Source organism: Pseudomonas peradeniyensis (genome assembly GCF_014268935.2).
Taxonomy (GTDB): Bacteria; Pseudomonadota; Gammaproteobacteria; order Pseudomonadales; family Pseudomonadaceae; genus Aquipseudomonas; species Aquipseudomonas peradeniyensis.
In genome coordinates, this window is sequence record NZ_JABWRJ020000003.1 from 644,723 (window position 1) to 659,892 (window position 15,170).

Sequence of the window (15,170 nt, forward strand, 5' to 3'; positions counted from 1 at the left end):
CGAAGGACTGATGGCTGGTGGCTTATGCCACCGGCCTTTTTCCGTTATTGGTGGCCGATCAGGTCGGCCCCGATAACGAGCTGCAAGACACCCAAGAGGGTGGCGCAAACCAAGGGGTTTGCACGATTTTCGGCTGCTCCCGCCGGGAGATGCCAAACAAGCAGGTGACCAAGCTGGGGAATGCTGATGGCTTACTCATACACTGAGAAAAAACGTATCCGCAAGGACTTTAGCAAGTTGCCGGACGTCATGGATGTGCCTTACCTCCTGGCCATCCAGCTGGATTCGTATCGCGAATTCCTGCAGGCGGGAGCATCCAAGGATCAGTTCCGCGACGTCGGCCTGCATGCGGCCTTCAAATCGGTATTCCCGATCATCAGCTACTCCGGCAATGCTGCCCTGGAGTACGTCGGCTATCGCCTGGGCGAGCCGGCGTTCGATGTGAAGGAATGTGTCCTGCGCGGTGTGACCTTCGCGGTCCCGCTGCGGGTGAAGGTGCGCCTGATCATCTTCGACAAGGAATCGTCGAACAAAGCGATCAAGGACATCAAAGAGCAAGAAGTCTACATGGGTGAAATCCCCCTGATGACTGAGAACGGTACCTTCGTAATCAACGGTACCGAGCGTGTGATCGTATCTCAGCTGCACCGCTCGCCGGGTGTGTTCTTCGACCACGACCGTGGCAAGACCCACAGCTCGGGCAAGCTGCTGTATTCCGCGCGCATCATCCCTTACCGCGGTTCCTGGCTGGACTTCGAGTTCGACCCGAAGGACTGCGTGTTCGTGCGTATCGACCGTCGCCGCAAACTGCCGGCCTCGGTACTGCTGCGCGCGCTGGGCTACAGCACCGAAGAAGTACTCAACACCTTCTACACCACCAACGTGTTCCACCTGTCCGGCGAAAAACTGAGCCTGGAACTGGTGCCTCAGCGTCTGCGTGGTGAAGTTGCGGTCATGGACATCCATGACGGCAGCGGCAAGGTCATCGTCGAGCAAGGCCGCCGTATCACCGCGCGCCACATCAACCAGCTGGAAAAGGCTGGCGTGAAAGAGCTGGACGTACCGCTGGAGTACGTGCTGGGTCGCACCACCGCCAAGGCGATCGTGCACCCTGCCACCGGCGAGATCATCGCCGAGTGCAACACCGAGCTGACCACCGACCTGCTGGTGAAGATCGCCAAGGCCCAGGTTGTCCGCGTCGAGACCCTGTACACCAACGACATCGACTGCGGTCCGTTCATCTCGGATACCCTGAAGATCGACACCACCAGCAACCAACTGGAAGCGCTGGTCGAGATCTACCGCATGATGCGTCCAGGCGAGCCGCCAACCAAGGATGCCGCCGAGACCCTGTTCAACAACCTGTTCTTCAGCGCCGAGCGTTACGACCTGTCGGCCGTCGGTCGCATGAAGTTCAACCGTCGTATCGGTCGCACCGAGATCGAAGGTTCGGGCGTGCTGAGCAAGGAAGACATCGTCGAGGTCCTCAAGACCCTGGTCGATATCCGTAACGGCAAGGGCATCGTCGACGACATCGACCACCTCGGCAACCGTCGCGTCCGTTGCGTCGGCGAGATGGCCGAGAACCAGTTCCGCGTTGGCCTGGTGCGCGTCGAGCGCGCGGTCAAAGAGCGTCTGTCGATGGCCGAAAGCGAAGGCCTGATGCCGCAGGACCTGATCAACGCCAAGCCGGTTGCGGCGGCGGTGAAGGAGTTCTTCGGTTCGAGCCAGCTCTCGCAGTTCATGGACCAGAACAACCCGCTCTCCGAGATCACCCACAAGCGCCGCGTCTCCGCACTCGGCCCAGGTGGTCTGACCCGTGAGCGCGCCGGCTTCGAAGTCCGTGACGTACACCCGACCCACTACGGCCGCGTGTGCCCGATCGAGACCCCTGAAGGTCCGAACATCGGTCTGATCAACTCCCTGGCGGCCTACGCCCGCACCAACCAGTACGGCTTCCTGGAAAGCCCGTACCGCGTGGTGAAGGAAGGCGTTGTCAGCGACGACATCGTGTTCCTGTCGGCCATCGAAGAAGCTGATCACGTCATCGCCCAGGCTTCGGCCGCGATGAACGAGAAGAAGCAGCTGATCGATGAGTTGGTAGCGGTTCGTCACCTGAACGAATTCACCGTCAAGGCGCCGGAAGACGTCACCCTGATGGACGTTTCGCCGAAGCAGGTAGTATCGGTCGCAGCGTCGCTGATTCCGTTCCTCGAGCACGACGACGCCAACCGTGCGTTGATGGGTTCGAACATGCAGCGTCAGGCTGTACCGACCCTGCGTGCCGACAAGCCGCTGGTAGGTACCGGCATGGAGCGCAACGTTGCCCGTGACTCCGGTGTCTGCGTGGTTGCTCGCCGCGGTGGTGTGATCGACTCGGTCGACGCCAGCCGTATCGTTGTTCGCGTGAACGATGATGAGGTCGAGACCGGCGAAGCAGGTGTGGATATCTACAACCTGACCAAGTACACCCGCTCCAACCAGAACACCTGCATCAACCAGCGTCCGCTGGTCAGCAAGGGTGACAAGGTTCAGCGCAGCGACATCATGGCCGATGGTCCGTCCACCGACATGGGTGAGCTGGCACTGGGTCAGAACATGCGCATCGCGTTCATGGCGTGGAACGGCTTCAACTTCGAAGACTCCATCTGCCTGTCCGAGCGTGTGGTCCAGGAAGACCGCTTCACCACGATCCACATCCAGGAACTGACCTGTGTGGCCCGTGACACCAAGCTTGGCCCAGAGGAAATCACCGCGGACATCCCGAACGTGGGTGAGGCTGCGCTGAACAAGCTGGACGAAGCCGGTATCGTCTACGTGGGTGCCGAAGTCGGCGCTGGCGACATCCTGGTCGGCAAGGTCACTCCGAAAGGCGAGACCCAGCTGACGCCGGAAGAAAAACTGCTGCGCGCGATCTTCGGTGAGAAGGCCAGCGACGTCAAAGACACCTCCCTGCGCGTGCCGACCGGCACCAAGGGCACCGTCATCGACGTCCAGGTCTTCACCCGTGACGGCGTCGAGCGCGACAGCCGCGCCCTGGCCATCGAGAAGATGCAGCTGGACGAGATCCGCAAGGACCTCAACGAAGAGTTCCGCATCGTCGAAGGCGCGACCTTCGAGCGTCTGCGTTCCGCCCTGAACGGCCAGGTGGTCGATGGTGGCGCGGGCCTGAAGAAAGGCACTGTGATCACCGATGACGTGCTGAACGGTCTGGAGCACGGCCAGTGGTTCAAACTGCGCATGGCCGAAGATGCACTGAACGAGCAGCTCGAGAAGGCTCAGCAGTACATCGTCGATCGCCGTCGCCTGCTGGATGACAAGTTCGAAGACAAGAAGCGCAAGCTGCAGCAGGGCGATGACCTGGCTCCAGGCGTACTGAAGATCGTCAAGGTCTACCTGGCAATCCGCCGTCGCATCCAGCCGGGTGACAAGATGGCCGGTCGTCACGGTAACAAGGGTGTCGTCTCGGTAATCATGCCGGTCGAAGACATGCCGCACGACGCCAACGGTACTCCGGTAGACGTCGTACTCAACCCACTGGGCGTACCTTCGCGTATGAACGTCGGTCAGATTCTCGAAACCCACCTGGGCCTCGCGGCCAAGGGTCTGGGCGAGAAGATCGACCGCATGATCGAAGAGCAGCGTAAAGCCGCTGAACTGCGTACCTTCCTCACCGAGATCTACAACGAGATCGGTGGTCGTCAGGAGAACCTGGAAGAGTTCACCGACGAAGAGATCCTCGCCCTGGCGAACAACCTGAAGAAAGGCGTGCCTATGGCTACTCCGGTCTTCGACGGTGCCAAGGAGCGTGAGATCAAGGCCATGCTGAAACTGGCAGACCTGCCGGAAAGCGGCCAGATGGTGCTGTTCGATGGCCGTACCGGCAACAAGTTCGAGCGTCCTGTGACCGTGGGTTACATGTACATGCTCAAGCTGAACCACTTGGTGGACGACAAGATGCACGCGCGTTCCACTGGTTCCTACAGCCTGGTTACCCAGCAGCCGCTGGGTGGTAAGGCGCAGTTCGGTGGTCAGCGTTTCGGGGAGATGGAAGTGTGGGCGCTGGAAGCATACGGCGCGGCATACACCCTGCAAGAAATGCTCACAGTGAAGTCGGACGACGTGAACGGCCGTACCAAGATGTACAAGAACATCGTGGATGGCGATCACCGTATGGAGCCGGGCATGCCCGAGTCCTTCAACGTGTTGATCAAAGAGATCCGTTCGCTCGGTATCGACATCGATCTGGAAACCGAATAACACGTGACGCGAAGGGGAGTGGGGCAGGTAATGCCCGCTCCCTGCTCCGCCAGGAGGAAAGGCCTTGAAAGACCTACTGAATTTGCTGAAAAACCAGGGTCAAGTCGAAGAGTTCGACGCCATCCGCATCGGTCTGGCGTCGCCTGAAATGATCCGTTCGTGGTCGTTCGGTGAAGTTAAGAAGCCGGAAACCATCAACTACCGTACGTTCAAGCCTGAGCGTGACGGCCTGTTCTGCGCCAAGATCTTTGGCCCAGTCAAGGACTACGAGTGCCTGTGCGGTAAGTACAAGCGCCTGAAGCACCGTGGCGTGATCTGCGAGAAGTGCGGCGTTGAAGTCGCCCTGGCCAAGGTTCGTCGTGAGCGCATGGCGCACATCGAACTGGCTTCGCCGGTTGCCCACATCTGGTTCCTGAAGTCGCTGCCGTCCCGTATCGGCCTGCTGATGGACATGACCCTGCGTGATATCGAGCGCGTGCTCTACTTCGAGAGCTATGTCGTTATCGACCCGGGCATGACCACCCTCGAGAAGGGTCAGCTGCTCAACGACGAACAGTACTTCGAAGCGCTGGAAGAGTTCGGTGACGACTTCGACGCCCGCATGGGTGCCGAGGCTGTCCGCGAGCTGCTGCACGCTATCGACCTGGAACACGAGATCGGCCGCCTGCGCGAAGAGATTCCGCAGACCAACTCGGAAACCAAGATCAAGAAGCTGTCCAAGCGCCTGAAGCTGATGGAAGCTTTCCAGGGCTCGGGCAACCTGCCTGAGTGGATGGTCCTGACCGTCCTGCCAGTGCTGCCGCCGGACCTGCGTCCGCTGGTACCGCTGGATGGCGGCCGCTTCGCGACCTCCGACCTGAACGACCTGTATCGTCGGGTGATCAACCGTAACAACCGTCTGAAGCGCCTGCTCGATCTGTCGGCGCCGGACATCATCGTGCGCAACGAAAAGCGCATGCTGCAGGAAGCGGTCGACGCCCTGCTGGACAACGGCCGTCGTGGTCGCGCCATCACCGGCTCGAACAAGCGTCCGCTGAAGTCCCTGGCCGACATGATCAAAGGTAAGCAAGGTCGCTTCCGTCAGAACTTGCTCGGTAAGCGCGTGGACTACTCCGGTCGTTCGGTAATTACCGTAGGCCCGACCCTGCGTCTGCACCAGTGCGGTCTGCCGAAGAAGATGGCCCTCGAGCTGTTCAAGCCGTTCATTTTCGGCAAGCTGGAAATGCGTGGTCTGGCGACCACCATCAAGGCCGCCAAGAAGATGGTCGAGCGCGAGCTGCCAGAGGTGTGGGACGTTCTCGCCGAAGTGATTCGCGAACACCCCGTACTGCTCAACCGTGCACCGACCCTGCACCGTCTGGGTATCCAGGCCTTTGAACCGGTTCTGATCGAAGGTAAGGCTATCCAGCTGCACCCGCTGGTCTGCGCCGCGTACAACGCCGACTTCGACGGTGACCAGATGGCCGTTCACGTGCCGCTGACCCTGGAAGCCCAGCTCGAAGCGCGCGCGCTGATGATGTCGACCAACAACATCCTGTCGCCAGCCAACGGTGAGCCGATCATCGTTCCATCGCAGGACGTTGTACTGGGTCTGTACTACATGACCCGTGAAGCCATCAACGCCAAGGGCGAAGGTCGCGTGTTCGCCGACCTGCAGGAAGTCGACCGCGTATTCCGCGCCGGCGAAGCCGCCCTGCACGCGAAAATCAAGGTCCGTATCAACGAGACCGTGAAGGAGCGCGACGGCTCCATCGTCAAGAACACCCGTATTGTCGACACCACTGTCGGCCGTGCGCTGCTGTTCCAGGTTGTGCCTGCCGGCCTGCCGTTCGACGTGGTCAACCAGTCGATGAAGAAAAAGGCGATCTCCAAGCTGATCAACCAGTGCTACCGCGTGGTTGGTCTGAAAGAGACCGTGATCTTCGCCGACCAGCTGATGTACACCGGTTTTGCTTATTCGACCATTTCCGGCGTTTCGATCGGCGTCAACGACTTCGTGATCCCGGACGAGAAAGCCCGCATCATCGGTACCGCCACCGACGAAGTGAAGGAAATCGAGAGCCAGTACGCCTCCGGTCTGGTTACCCAGGGCGAGAAGTACAACAAGGTCATCGACTTGTGGTCCAAGGCGAACGATGAAGTGTCCAAGGCGATGATGGCCAACCTCTCGAAAGAGAAGGTCGTCGACCGCGAGGGCAAGGAAGTCGAGCAAGAGTCCTTCAACTCGATGTACATGATGGCCGACTCCGGTGCGCGTGGTTCCGCCGCGCAGATCCGTCAGCTGGCCGGTATGCGTGGCCTGATGGCCAAGCCGGACGGCTCGATCATCGAGACGCCGATCACTGCGAACTTCCGTGAAGGCCTGAGCGTACTGCAGTACTTCATCTCGACCCACGGTGCTCGTAAGGGTCTGGCGGATACCGCCCTGAAGACCGCCAACTCCGGTTACCTGACTCGTCGTCTGGTAGACGTTGCCCAGGATCTGGTGGTTACCGAGATCGACTGCGGCACCGACCAGGGCCTGCTGATGACCCCGCACATCGAAGGCGGTGACGTTGTCGAGCCGCTGGGTGAGCGTGTACTGGGTCGTGTCATCGCCCGTGACGTGTTCAAGCCAGGCACCGAGGACGTCATCGTTCCGGCCGGTACCCTGGTGGATGAGCAGTGGGTCGAGTTCATCGAGCTGAACAGCATCGATGAAGTGGTCGTGCGTTCGCCGATCAACTGCGAAACCCGTTACGGCATCTGCGCCAAGTGCTACGGTCGCGACCTGGCTCGCGGTCACCAGGTGAACATCGGTGAAGCTGTCGGCGTTATCGCTGCACAGTCGATCGGTGAGCCGGGTACCCAGCTGACCATGCGTACGTTCCACATCGGTGGTGCTGCAAGCCGTACCTCGGCTGCCGACAGCGTCCAGGTGAAGAACGGCGGTATGGTGCGTCTGCACAACCTGAAGCAGGTCGAGCGTGCCGATGGCAACCTGGTTGCTGTATCGCGTTCCGGCGAGCTGGCCATTGCCGACGAATTCGGTCGTGAGCGCGAGCGTTACAAGCTGCCTTACGGTGCGGTGATTTCGGTCAAGGAAGGTGAGAAGGTCGAAGCTGGCGCCATCGTCGCCAAGTGGGACCCGCACACCCACCCGATCGTTACCGAGCTGAAAGGTACCGTGACCTTCGTGGGCATGGAAGAAAACATCACCATCAAGCGCCAGACCGACGAACTGACCGGCCTGACCAACATTGAAGTGATGGACGTCAAGGATCGCCCTGCCGCCGGCAAGGAAATCCGTCCGGCGATCAAGATGGTCGATGCCAACGGCAAGGACCTGTATCTGCCAGGCACCGACGTGCCTGCCCAGTACTTCCTGCCGGCCAACGCCCTCGTCGGTGTGGCTGACGGTGCCCAGATCGGCGTCGGTGACGTTATCGCGCGTATCCCGCAAGAAACGTCGAAGACCCGTGACATCACCGGTGGTCTGCCGCGCGTTGCCGACCTGTTCGAAGCGCGTCGTCCGAAAGAAGCCTCGATCCTGGCTGAAGTCAGCGGCACCATCGCGTTCGGTAAAGAGACCAAGGGCAAGCGTCGTCTGGTCATCACTCCGACCGACGGTAGCGATCCGTACGAAGAGCTGATTCCGAAGTGGCGCCACCTGAACGTCTTCGAAGGCGAACAGGTAAACCGCGGCGAAGTTATCTCCGACGGCCCGAGCGATCCGCACGACATCCTGCGTCTGCTGGGTGTGAGCGCGCTGGCGAAGTACATCGTCAACGAGATCCAGGACGTTTACCGTCTGCAAGGCGTGAAGATCAACGACAAGCACATCGAGACCATCCTGCGTCAGATGCTGCGCAAGGTCGAGATCTCCGAGTCGGGCGATTCCAGCTTCATCAAGGGCGACCAGATGGAACTGACCCAGGTACTGGTAGAGAACGAGCGTCTCGCTAGCGAAGACAAGTTCATCTCCAAGTTCACCCGTGTACTGCTGGGTATCACCAAGGCCTCGCTGTCCACCGAATCGTTCATCTCGGCGGCTTCCTTCCAGGAAACCACCCGCGTACTGACCGAAGCGGCGGTAACCGGCAAGCGCGACTACCTGCGCGGCCTGAAAGAGAACGTGGTCGTGGGTCGTCTGATCCCGGCCGGTACTGGTCTGGCCTACCACAGCGAGCGCAAGCGTCGCCGTGATGCCGACAAGCCGCTGCGTGTGAGCGCCAGTGAGGTGGAAGCCGCACTGACCGAAGCGCTGAACTCCAGCGGTAACTAAGTGCAGGGCAGGGCCCCGGCACCCCTCGCAAGATCGTCGGTGACATGAATTGTTGCCGATGATCGGGCGAGGAGGGCCGGGGCCTCGTCTTGACTGGGTGCAAGATCCTCTTTAGACTTTTGTACCCTTAAATTTGGTGAGGCTCCGTCTCGCCAATTTTTGGCTTTCTTGCAAGACAATAGAGTCGCAAGACAATCAGTGGAGCTAGTAGATGGCAACTATCAACCAGCTGGTACGTCAGCCGCGTAAGCGTTCGGTCGAGAAGTCCGACGTTCCTGCGCTGCAGAACTGCCCGCAGCGTCGTGGCGTGTGCACTCGTGTGTACACCACCACGCCGAAAAAACCTAACTCGGCACTGCGTAAAGTATGCCGTGTGCGTCTGACCAACGGTTTCGAGGTTTCCTCGTACATCGGTGGTGAAGGCCACAACCTGCAAGAGCACAGCGTCGTCCTGATCCGTGGCGGCCGTGTAAAAGACTTGCCAGGTGTTCGTTACCACACCGTTCGCGGCTCTCTGGATACTTCGGGCGTCAAAGGCCGTAACCAGGGTCGTTCGAAGTACGGTACCAAGCGTCCGAAGTAATCGGTCGTTTGCAGACATCCATTTTTTTGAGTCGATAAGAGTAAGGTCGGGCAGGGGTCGAAGACCCACGTCCCGGGCTAACCTGAAGACCGTTTGAGGGCTTATCATGCCAAGACGTCGTGTAGCAGCAAAACGTGAGATCCTGGACGATCCGAAGTACGGATCCCAGATTCTCGCCAAGTTCATGAACCACGTGATGGAAAGCGGCAAGAAGGCCGTAGCCGAGCGCATCGTTTACGGTGCCCTGGATACCGTCAAAGCACGCAAGAACAGCGACCCCCTGGAAATCTTCGAGAAAGCTCTCGACGCCATCGCTCCGCTGGTCGAAGTAAAGTCCCGCCGTGTCGGCGGTGCCACTTACCAGGTTCCGGTTGAAGTTCGTCCGTCCCGTCGTAACGCTCTGGCAATGCGCTGGCTCGTAGACTACGCCCGCAAGCGCGGCGAGAAGTCGATGGCTCTGCGCCTGGCAGGCGAGCTGCTGGATGCTGCTGAAGGCAAGGGTGCTGCAGTCAAGAAGCGTGAAGACGTTCACCGTATGGCTGAAGCCAACAAAGCGTTCTCGCACTACCGCTTCTAATTCAAGCATCAATCATTTTGCGAGGGCTTTATGGCTCGTACTACAGCAATTAACCGCTACCGTAACATCGGTATCTGCGCGCACGTTGACGCGGGCAAGACTACCACTACCGAGCGGATCCTGTTCTACACAGGTCTGAGCCACAAGATGGGCGAGGTGCACGACGGCGCCGCGACCACCGACTGGATGGTGCAGGAGCAGGAGCGCGGTATCACCATTACCTCCGCTGCCGTTACCACCTTCTGGAAAGGTTCCCGTGGTCAGTACGACAACTACCGCGTAAACGTCATCGATACCCCCGGCCACGTTGACTTCACCATTGAAGTAGAGCGTTCGCTGCGTGTACTCGACGGCGCGGTCGTTGTGTTCTGCGGTACCTCCGGCGTTGAGCCGCAGTCCGAAACCGTATGGCGTCAGGCCAATAAGTACGGCGTTCCACGTGTTGTCTACGTGAACAAGATGGACCGTGCCGGTGCCAACTTCCTGCGCGTCGTAGGTCAGATCAAGAACCGTCTGGGTCACACCCCGGTTCCTGTTCAGCTGGCCATCGGTTCGGAAGATAACTTCCAGGGTCAGGTCGACCTGATCAAGATGAAGGCTATCTACTGGAACGACGACGACAAGGGCACCACCTACCGTGAGGAAGAAATTCCTGCGGATATGGTCGAGCTGGCCAACGAGTGGCGCAACAACATGGTTGAAGCTGCCGCCGAAGCCACCGAAGAGCTGATGAACAAGTACCTTGAAGAAGGTGAGCTGACCGTCGAAGAGATCAAGGCAGGCCTGCGCGCGCGCACCCTGGCCAGCGAGATCGTTCCGGCTGTCTGCGGTTCGTCGTTCAAGAACAAGGGCGTTCCCCTGGTTCTCGACGCCGTCATCGACTTCCTGCCTGCTCCGACCGAGATCCCGGCGATCAAGGGTATTCACCCTGACCTGATCGACGTGCCGAAGGACGAAGTCAAGCCTGAGCAGTTCGACGAGCGTCACGCTGACGACGACGAGCCCTTCTCGGCCCTGGCCTTCAAGATCGCCACCGACCCGTTCGTGGGTACTCTGACCTTCGTTCGCGTCTACTCGGGCTTCCTGACCTCCGGTGACTCCGTCATCAACTCGGTCAAGGGCAAGAAAGAGCGCGTTGGTCGTATGGTGCAGATGCACGCCAACCAGCGTGAAGAGATCAAGGAAGTACGCGCTGGTGACATCGCTGCTCTGATCGGCATGAAGGACGTCACCACCGGTGACACCCTGTGCAACGCCGACAAGCCGATCATCCTCGAGCGTATGGACTTCCCGGAGCCTGTGATTTCGCTCTCCGTAGAGCCGAAAACCAAGCAGGACCAGGAGAAGATGGGTATCGCACTGGGCAAACTGGCTCAGGAAGACCCGTCGTTCCGCGTCAAGACCGACGAAGAGACTGGCCAGACCATCATCTCCGGTATGGGTGAGCTGCACCTGGACATCCTCGTTGACCGCATGAAACGCGAGTTCAACGTCGAAGCCAACATCGGCAAGCCGCAGGTTTCGTACCGCGAGAAGATCACCAAGTCCAACGTCGAGATCGAAGGCAAGTTCGTTCGTCAGTCGGGTGGTCGTGGTCAGTTCGGTCACTGCTGGGTTCGTTTCTCCGAGCCGGACGTGGACGACAAGGGCAACATCACCGAAGGTCTGGTGTTCTCCAACGAAGTCGTTGGTGGTGTGATTCCGAAGGAATACATCCCTGCGATCCAGAAGGGCATCGAAGAGCAGATGAAGAACGGCGTTGTCGCCGGCTATCCGCTGATCGGCCTGAAGGCTGCGGTATTCGACGGTTCGTACCACGACGTCGACTCCAACGAAATGGCGTTCAAGATCGCCGCTTCGATGGCAACCAAGCAACTGGCCCAGAAGGGCGGTGGCGTGGTCCTCGAGCCGATCATGAAAGTCGAAGTTGTAACCCCGGAAGACTACCTGGGTGACGTGATGGGTGACCTGAACCGTCGTCGTGGTCTGGTCCAGGGTATGGATGAGTCGGTCTCCGGCCGCGTCGTCCGTGCTGAAGTTCCGCTCGGAGAGATGTTCGGTTATGCGACCGACGTTCGTTCCATGTCTCAGGGTCGCGCAAGCTACTCCATGGAATTCTCCAAATACGCCGAAGCTCCGTCGAACATCGTCGAAGCACTCGTTAAAAAACAAGGCTAATCCCCTTTAGGCAAGAGGTTCACTGTCGTGGCTAAAGAAAAATTTGATCGTTCCCTTCCCCACGTTAACGTCGGCACCATCGGCCACGTTGACCACGGTAAGACCACTCTGACCGCAGCTCTGACTCGCGTCTGCTCCGAAGTTTTCGGTTCGGCCGTCGTTGAGTTCGACAAGATCGACTCGGCTCCGGAAGAAAAAGCGCGCGGTATCACCATCAACACCGCTCACGTCGAGTACAACTCGAACATTCGTCACTACGCTCACGTTGACTGCCCAGGTCACGCTGACTACGTGAAGAACATGATCACCGGTGCTGCCCAGATGGACGGCGCGATCCTGGTTTGCTCGGCCGCCGATGGTCCGATGCCACAAACCCGTGAGCACATCCTGCTGTCCCGTCAGGTTGGCGTTCCGTACATCGTGGTCTTCCTGAACAAGGCTGACCTGGTAGACGACGCCGAGCTGCTGGAACTGGTCGAGATGGAAGTTCGCGACCTGCTGTCCACCTACGACTTCCCAGGCGACGACACTCCGATCATCATCGGTTCGGCTCGTATGGCTCTGGAAGGCAAAGACGACAACGAAATGGGTACCAGCGCTGTCAAGAAGCTGGTTGAAACTCTGGATGCCTACATCCCTGAGCCAGTTCGTGCCATCGACCAGCCGTTCCTGATGCCGATCGAAGACGTATTCTCGATCTCGGGTCGTGGTACCGTTGTTACCGGCCGTATCGAGCGTGGTATCGTCCGCGTTCAGGATCCGCTGGAAATCGTTGGTCTGCGTGACACCACCACCACCACCTGCACCGGCGTTGAGATGTTCCGCAAGCTGCTGGACGAAGGTCGTGCTGGCGAGAACTGCGGCGTCCTGCTGCGTGGTACCAAGCGTGACGACGTTGAGCGTGGCCAGGTTCTGGTCAAGCCAGGTTCGGTCAAGCCGCACACCAAGTTCACCGCAGAAGTCTACGTCCTGTCGAAGGAAGAAGGCGGCCGTCACACTCCGTTCTTCAAAGGCTACCGTCCTCAGTTCTACTTCCGTACCACTGACGTGACCGGTAACTGCGAACTGCCGGAAGGCGTTGAGATGGTAATGCCAGGTGACAACATCCAGATGACTGTCACCCTGATCAAGACCATCGCAATGGAAGACGGTCTGCGCTTCGCCATCCGTGAAGGCGGTCGTACCGTCGGCGCCGGCGTCGTGGCCAAAATCATCGAGTAATCACTCGATCGGTTGAAAAAACCCCCGCTCAGCGGGGGTTTTTTTTATTGGGTTGACACTAAATTGGGGCGTCTATAGAATCACGCCTCCTTTTAACGGGCGTAGTGCGCCCGATGGGAACAGCCTGGAGTCTGAAATCCAATGCAAAATCAGCAAATCCGTATCAGGTTGAAGGCTTTCGACCATCGCCTGATCGACCAATCCACCCAGGAAATCGTGGAAACCGCGAAACGTACTGGTGCACAAGTGCGTGGTCCAATTCCACTGCCAACCCGCAAAGAGCGTTTCACCGTTCTGATCTCCCCGCACGTCAACAAAGACGCGCGTGATCAGTACGAGATTCGCACTCATAAGCGCGTTCTGGACATCGTCCAGCCAACGGATAAAACCGTTGATGCGCTGATGAAGCTTGATCTCGCGGCAGGCGTGGAAGTGCAGATCAGCCTCGGCTAAGACTTCGGTCTGGTCGTGTAACGCTCTGAAATGGGCGGCCATAGCGGGTGAAAGCCCCGTACACTCATGAGGTTTACAACATGACTATTGGTGTAGTCGGTCGAAAAGCGGGCATGACCCGTATTTTCACCGAAGAAGGTGTCTCCATTCCGGTCACGGTCATCGAGATCGAACCGAATCGCGTCACCCAGTTCAAAACTGAAGAAACCGATGGCTACCGTGCAGTGCAAGTCACTGTCGGCGAGCGTCGTGCTTCGCGTGTGACTGCCGCTCAGGCAGGCCACTTCGCCAAGGCTAACGTTGCCGCTGGTCGCGGTGTCTGGGAGTTCCGTCTTGAAGAAGGCGATTTCCAGGCTGGCGATCTGATCAAAGCTGAACTCTTCACTGCAGGCCAGCTGGTAGACGTAACCGGTCAGTCCAAAGGTAAAGGCTTCGCCGGTACCATCAAGCGTTGGAACTTCCGTGGTCAGGACAACACCCACGGTAACTCCGTATCGCACCGTGTCCCTGGCTCCATCGGCCAGTGCCAGACTCCTGGTCGTGTATTCAAGGGCAAGAAAATGTCCGGTCACATGGGCGCCGAGCGCGTGACTGTTCAGTCCCTGGAAGTAGTACGCGTAGACGCTGAACGCAACCTGCTGCTGATCAAGGGTGCCGTCCCAGGCGCTACTGGCGGCGACGTGGTCGTGCGTCCGGCTGTCAAGGCTCGCGGTTAAGGGGAAACTGACATGCAACTTAATGTAAATGACGCTCAGGCGATCGAAGTTTCCGAACTGACCTTCGGTGGCGAATTCAACGAGACGCTGGTACACCAAGCAGTCGTGGCCTACATGGCCGGCGGCCGTCAGGGCACCAAGCAGCAGAAGACCCGTTCTGACGTGGCCGGTGGCGGTAAGCGCCCATGGCGTCAGAAAGGTACTGGCCGTGCTCGTGCCGGTACTACCCGTGGTCCGATCTGGCGTGGCGGTGGTGTAACCTTCGCAGCTCGTCCTCAAGATCACTCGCAGAAGCTCAACAAGAAGATGTACCGCGCAGCCCTGCGCTCCATCCTCGCTGAGCTGGTGCGTAGCGACCGTCTGGTCGTGGTTCAGGACTTCGCTGTTGAAGCGCCGAAAACCAAGGATCTGCTGAACAAGCTGAACGGCATGGGTCTGAACGACGTTCTGATCGTTTCCGACGCTGTTGATCAGAACCTGTACCTGGCTGCTCGTAACCTGCCGCACGTCGACGTACGTGACGTTCAAGGTTCCGACCCGGTCAGTCTGATCGCATACGAGAAAGTGTTGATCACTGTCTCGGCCGTGAAGAAATTCGAGGAGCTGCTGGGATGAACCAGGAACGCGTATTCAAAGTCCTCCTTGGCCCGCACGTTTCCGAGAAGGCTACCGTTCTGGCTGAGAAAAAAGGCCAGTTCGTATTCAAGGTTGCTACCGATGCAACCAAGCTGGAAATCAAGAAAGCTGTCGAAGGCCTGTTCAACGTAAAAGTTGAAAACGTGTCGACTGTCAACGTTCTGGGTAAAACCAAGCGTACCGCACGTGGTCTGGGCAAGCGTAATGACTGGAAGAAGGCGATCGTCTCCCTTCAGCCAGGCCAAGATCTCGATTTCAGCAGCAGTGCTGAGTAAGGAAGGG

General features: G+C 58.8%; 11 protein-coding genes. All 11 read left to right on the forward strand.

All coding sequences use genetic code 11. The features are described 5' to 3' along the window. Positions 1-17 precede the first annotated feature (17 nt). The 11 genes from HU751_RS17815 to rplW all read left to right on the forward strand — a co-directional run bounded on the left by HU751_RS17815 (position 18) and on the right by rplW (position 15,163). Positions 18-206, forward strand: coding sequence for a hypothetical protein (locus HU751_RS17815; RefSeq protein ID WP_156329573.1), 189 nt, complete (start codon positions 18-20; stop codon positions 204-206). After that, a complete protein-coding gene (gene rpoB, locus HU751_RS17820; protein WP_050703555.1) occupies positions 187-4,260 on the forward strand; it encodes a DNA-directed RNA polymerase subunit beta in 4,074 nt (1,357 codons plus the stop codon). The genes HU751_RS17815 and rpoB overlap by 20 nt, the downstream gene beginning before the upstream one ends. A gap of 64 nt (positions 4,261-4,324) precedes the next feature. After that, the gene (gene rpoC, locus HU751_RS17825; RefSeq protein WP_028692258.1) at positions 4,325-8,524 is read left to right on the forward strand and encodes a DNA-directed RNA polymerase subunit beta'; all 4,200 of its coding nucleotides are present in this window, start codon (positions 4,325-4,327) and stop codon (positions 8,522-8,524) included. A gap of 211 nt (positions 8,525-8,735) precedes the next feature. Continuing rightward, positions 8,736-9,107 (forward strand): 30S ribosomal protein S12, encoded by a 372-nt coding sequence (gene rpsL / locus HU751_RS17830; RefSeq protein WP_003255492.1) that lies wholly within the window; start codon positions 8,736-8,738, stop codon positions 9,105-9,107. Positions 9,108-9,213: 106 nt separating this feature from the next. Next, entirely contained in the window at positions 9,214-9,684 is a 471-nt protein-coding gene (gene rpsG, locus HU751_RS17835; RefSeq protein WP_003246741.1) for a 30S ribosomal protein S7, read from the forward strand. A gap of 30 nt (positions 9,685-9,714) precedes the next feature. Next, on the forward strand, positions 9,715-11,862 hold the full coding sequence (gene fusA, locus HU751_RS17840) for an elongation factor G (RefSeq protein ID WP_050703554.1): 2,148 nt from the start codon (positions 9,715-9,717) through the stop codon (positions 11,860-11,862). A gap of 27 nt (positions 11,863-11,889) precedes the next feature. Then, positions 11,890-13,083 carry an elongation factor Tu gene (tuf, locus tag HU751_RS17845; RefSeq protein WP_182323863.1) on the forward strand — a complete coding sequence of 398 codons (1,194 nt, stop codon included), beginning with the start codon at positions 11,890-11,892 and terminating at the stop codon, positions 13,081-13,083. Positions 13,084-13,224: 141 nt separating this feature from the next. Next, entirely contained in the window at positions 13,225-13,536 is a 312-nt protein-coding gene (rpsJ, locus tag HU751_RS17850; protein ID WP_003103876.1) for a 30S ribosomal protein S10, read from the forward strand. Between the two features lie 80 nt (positions 13,537-13,616). Next, positions 13,617-14,252 (forward strand): 50S ribosomal protein L3, encoded by a 636-nt coding sequence (rplC, locus tag HU751_RS17855; RefSeq protein WP_011531887.1) that lies wholly within the window; start codon positions 13,617-13,619, stop codon positions 14,250-14,252. Between the two features lie 12 nt (positions 14,253-14,264). Then, positions 14,265-14,867 (forward strand): 50S ribosomal protein L4, encoded by a 603-nt coding sequence (rplD, locus tag HU751_RS17860; protein WP_008089819.1) that lies wholly within the window; start codon positions 14,265-14,267, stop codon positions 14,865-14,867. Next, on the forward strand, positions 14,864-15,163 hold the full coding sequence (gene rplW / locus HU751_RS17865) for a 50S ribosomal protein L23 (protein ID WP_003255484.1): 300 nt from the start codon (positions 14,864-14,866) through the stop codon (positions 15,161-15,163). The genes rplD and rplW overlap by 4 nt, the downstream gene beginning before the upstream one ends. Positions 15,164-15,170: the final 7 nt, after the last annotated feature.

Bases quoted from the DNA above. Each gene is read 5' to 3' on its own strand.
- rpsJ (WP_003103876.1), top strand. From the start codon at position 13,225: ATGCAAAATCAGCAAATCCGTATCAGGTTGAAGGCTTTCGACCATCGC.
- fusA (WP_050703554.1), top strand. From the start codon at position 9,715: ATGGCTCGTACTACAGCAATTAACCGCTACCGTAACATCGGTATCTGC.
- rpsL (WP_003255492.1), top strand. From the start codon at position 8,736: ATGGCAACTATCAACCAGCTGGTACGTCAGCCGCGTAAGCGTTCGGTC.
- rpsG (WP_003246741.1), top strand. From the start codon at position 9,214: ATGCCAAGACGTCGTGTAGCAGCAAAACGTGAGATCCTGGACGATCCG.
- rplD (WP_008089819.1), top strand. From the start codon at position 14,265: ATGCAACTTAATGTAAATGACGCTCAGGCGATCGAAGTTTCCGAACTG.
- rplW (WP_003255484.1), top strand. From the start codon at position 14,864: ATGAACCAGGAACGCGTATTCAAAGTCCTCCTTGGCCCGCACGTTTCC.
- rplC (WP_011531887.1), top strand. From the start codon at position 13,617: ATGACTATTGGTGTAGTCGGTCGAAAAGCGGGCATGACCCGTATTTTC.
- rpoB (WP_050703555.1), top strand. From the start codon at position 187: ATGGCTTACTCATACACTGAGAAAAAACGTATCCGCAAGGACTTTAGC.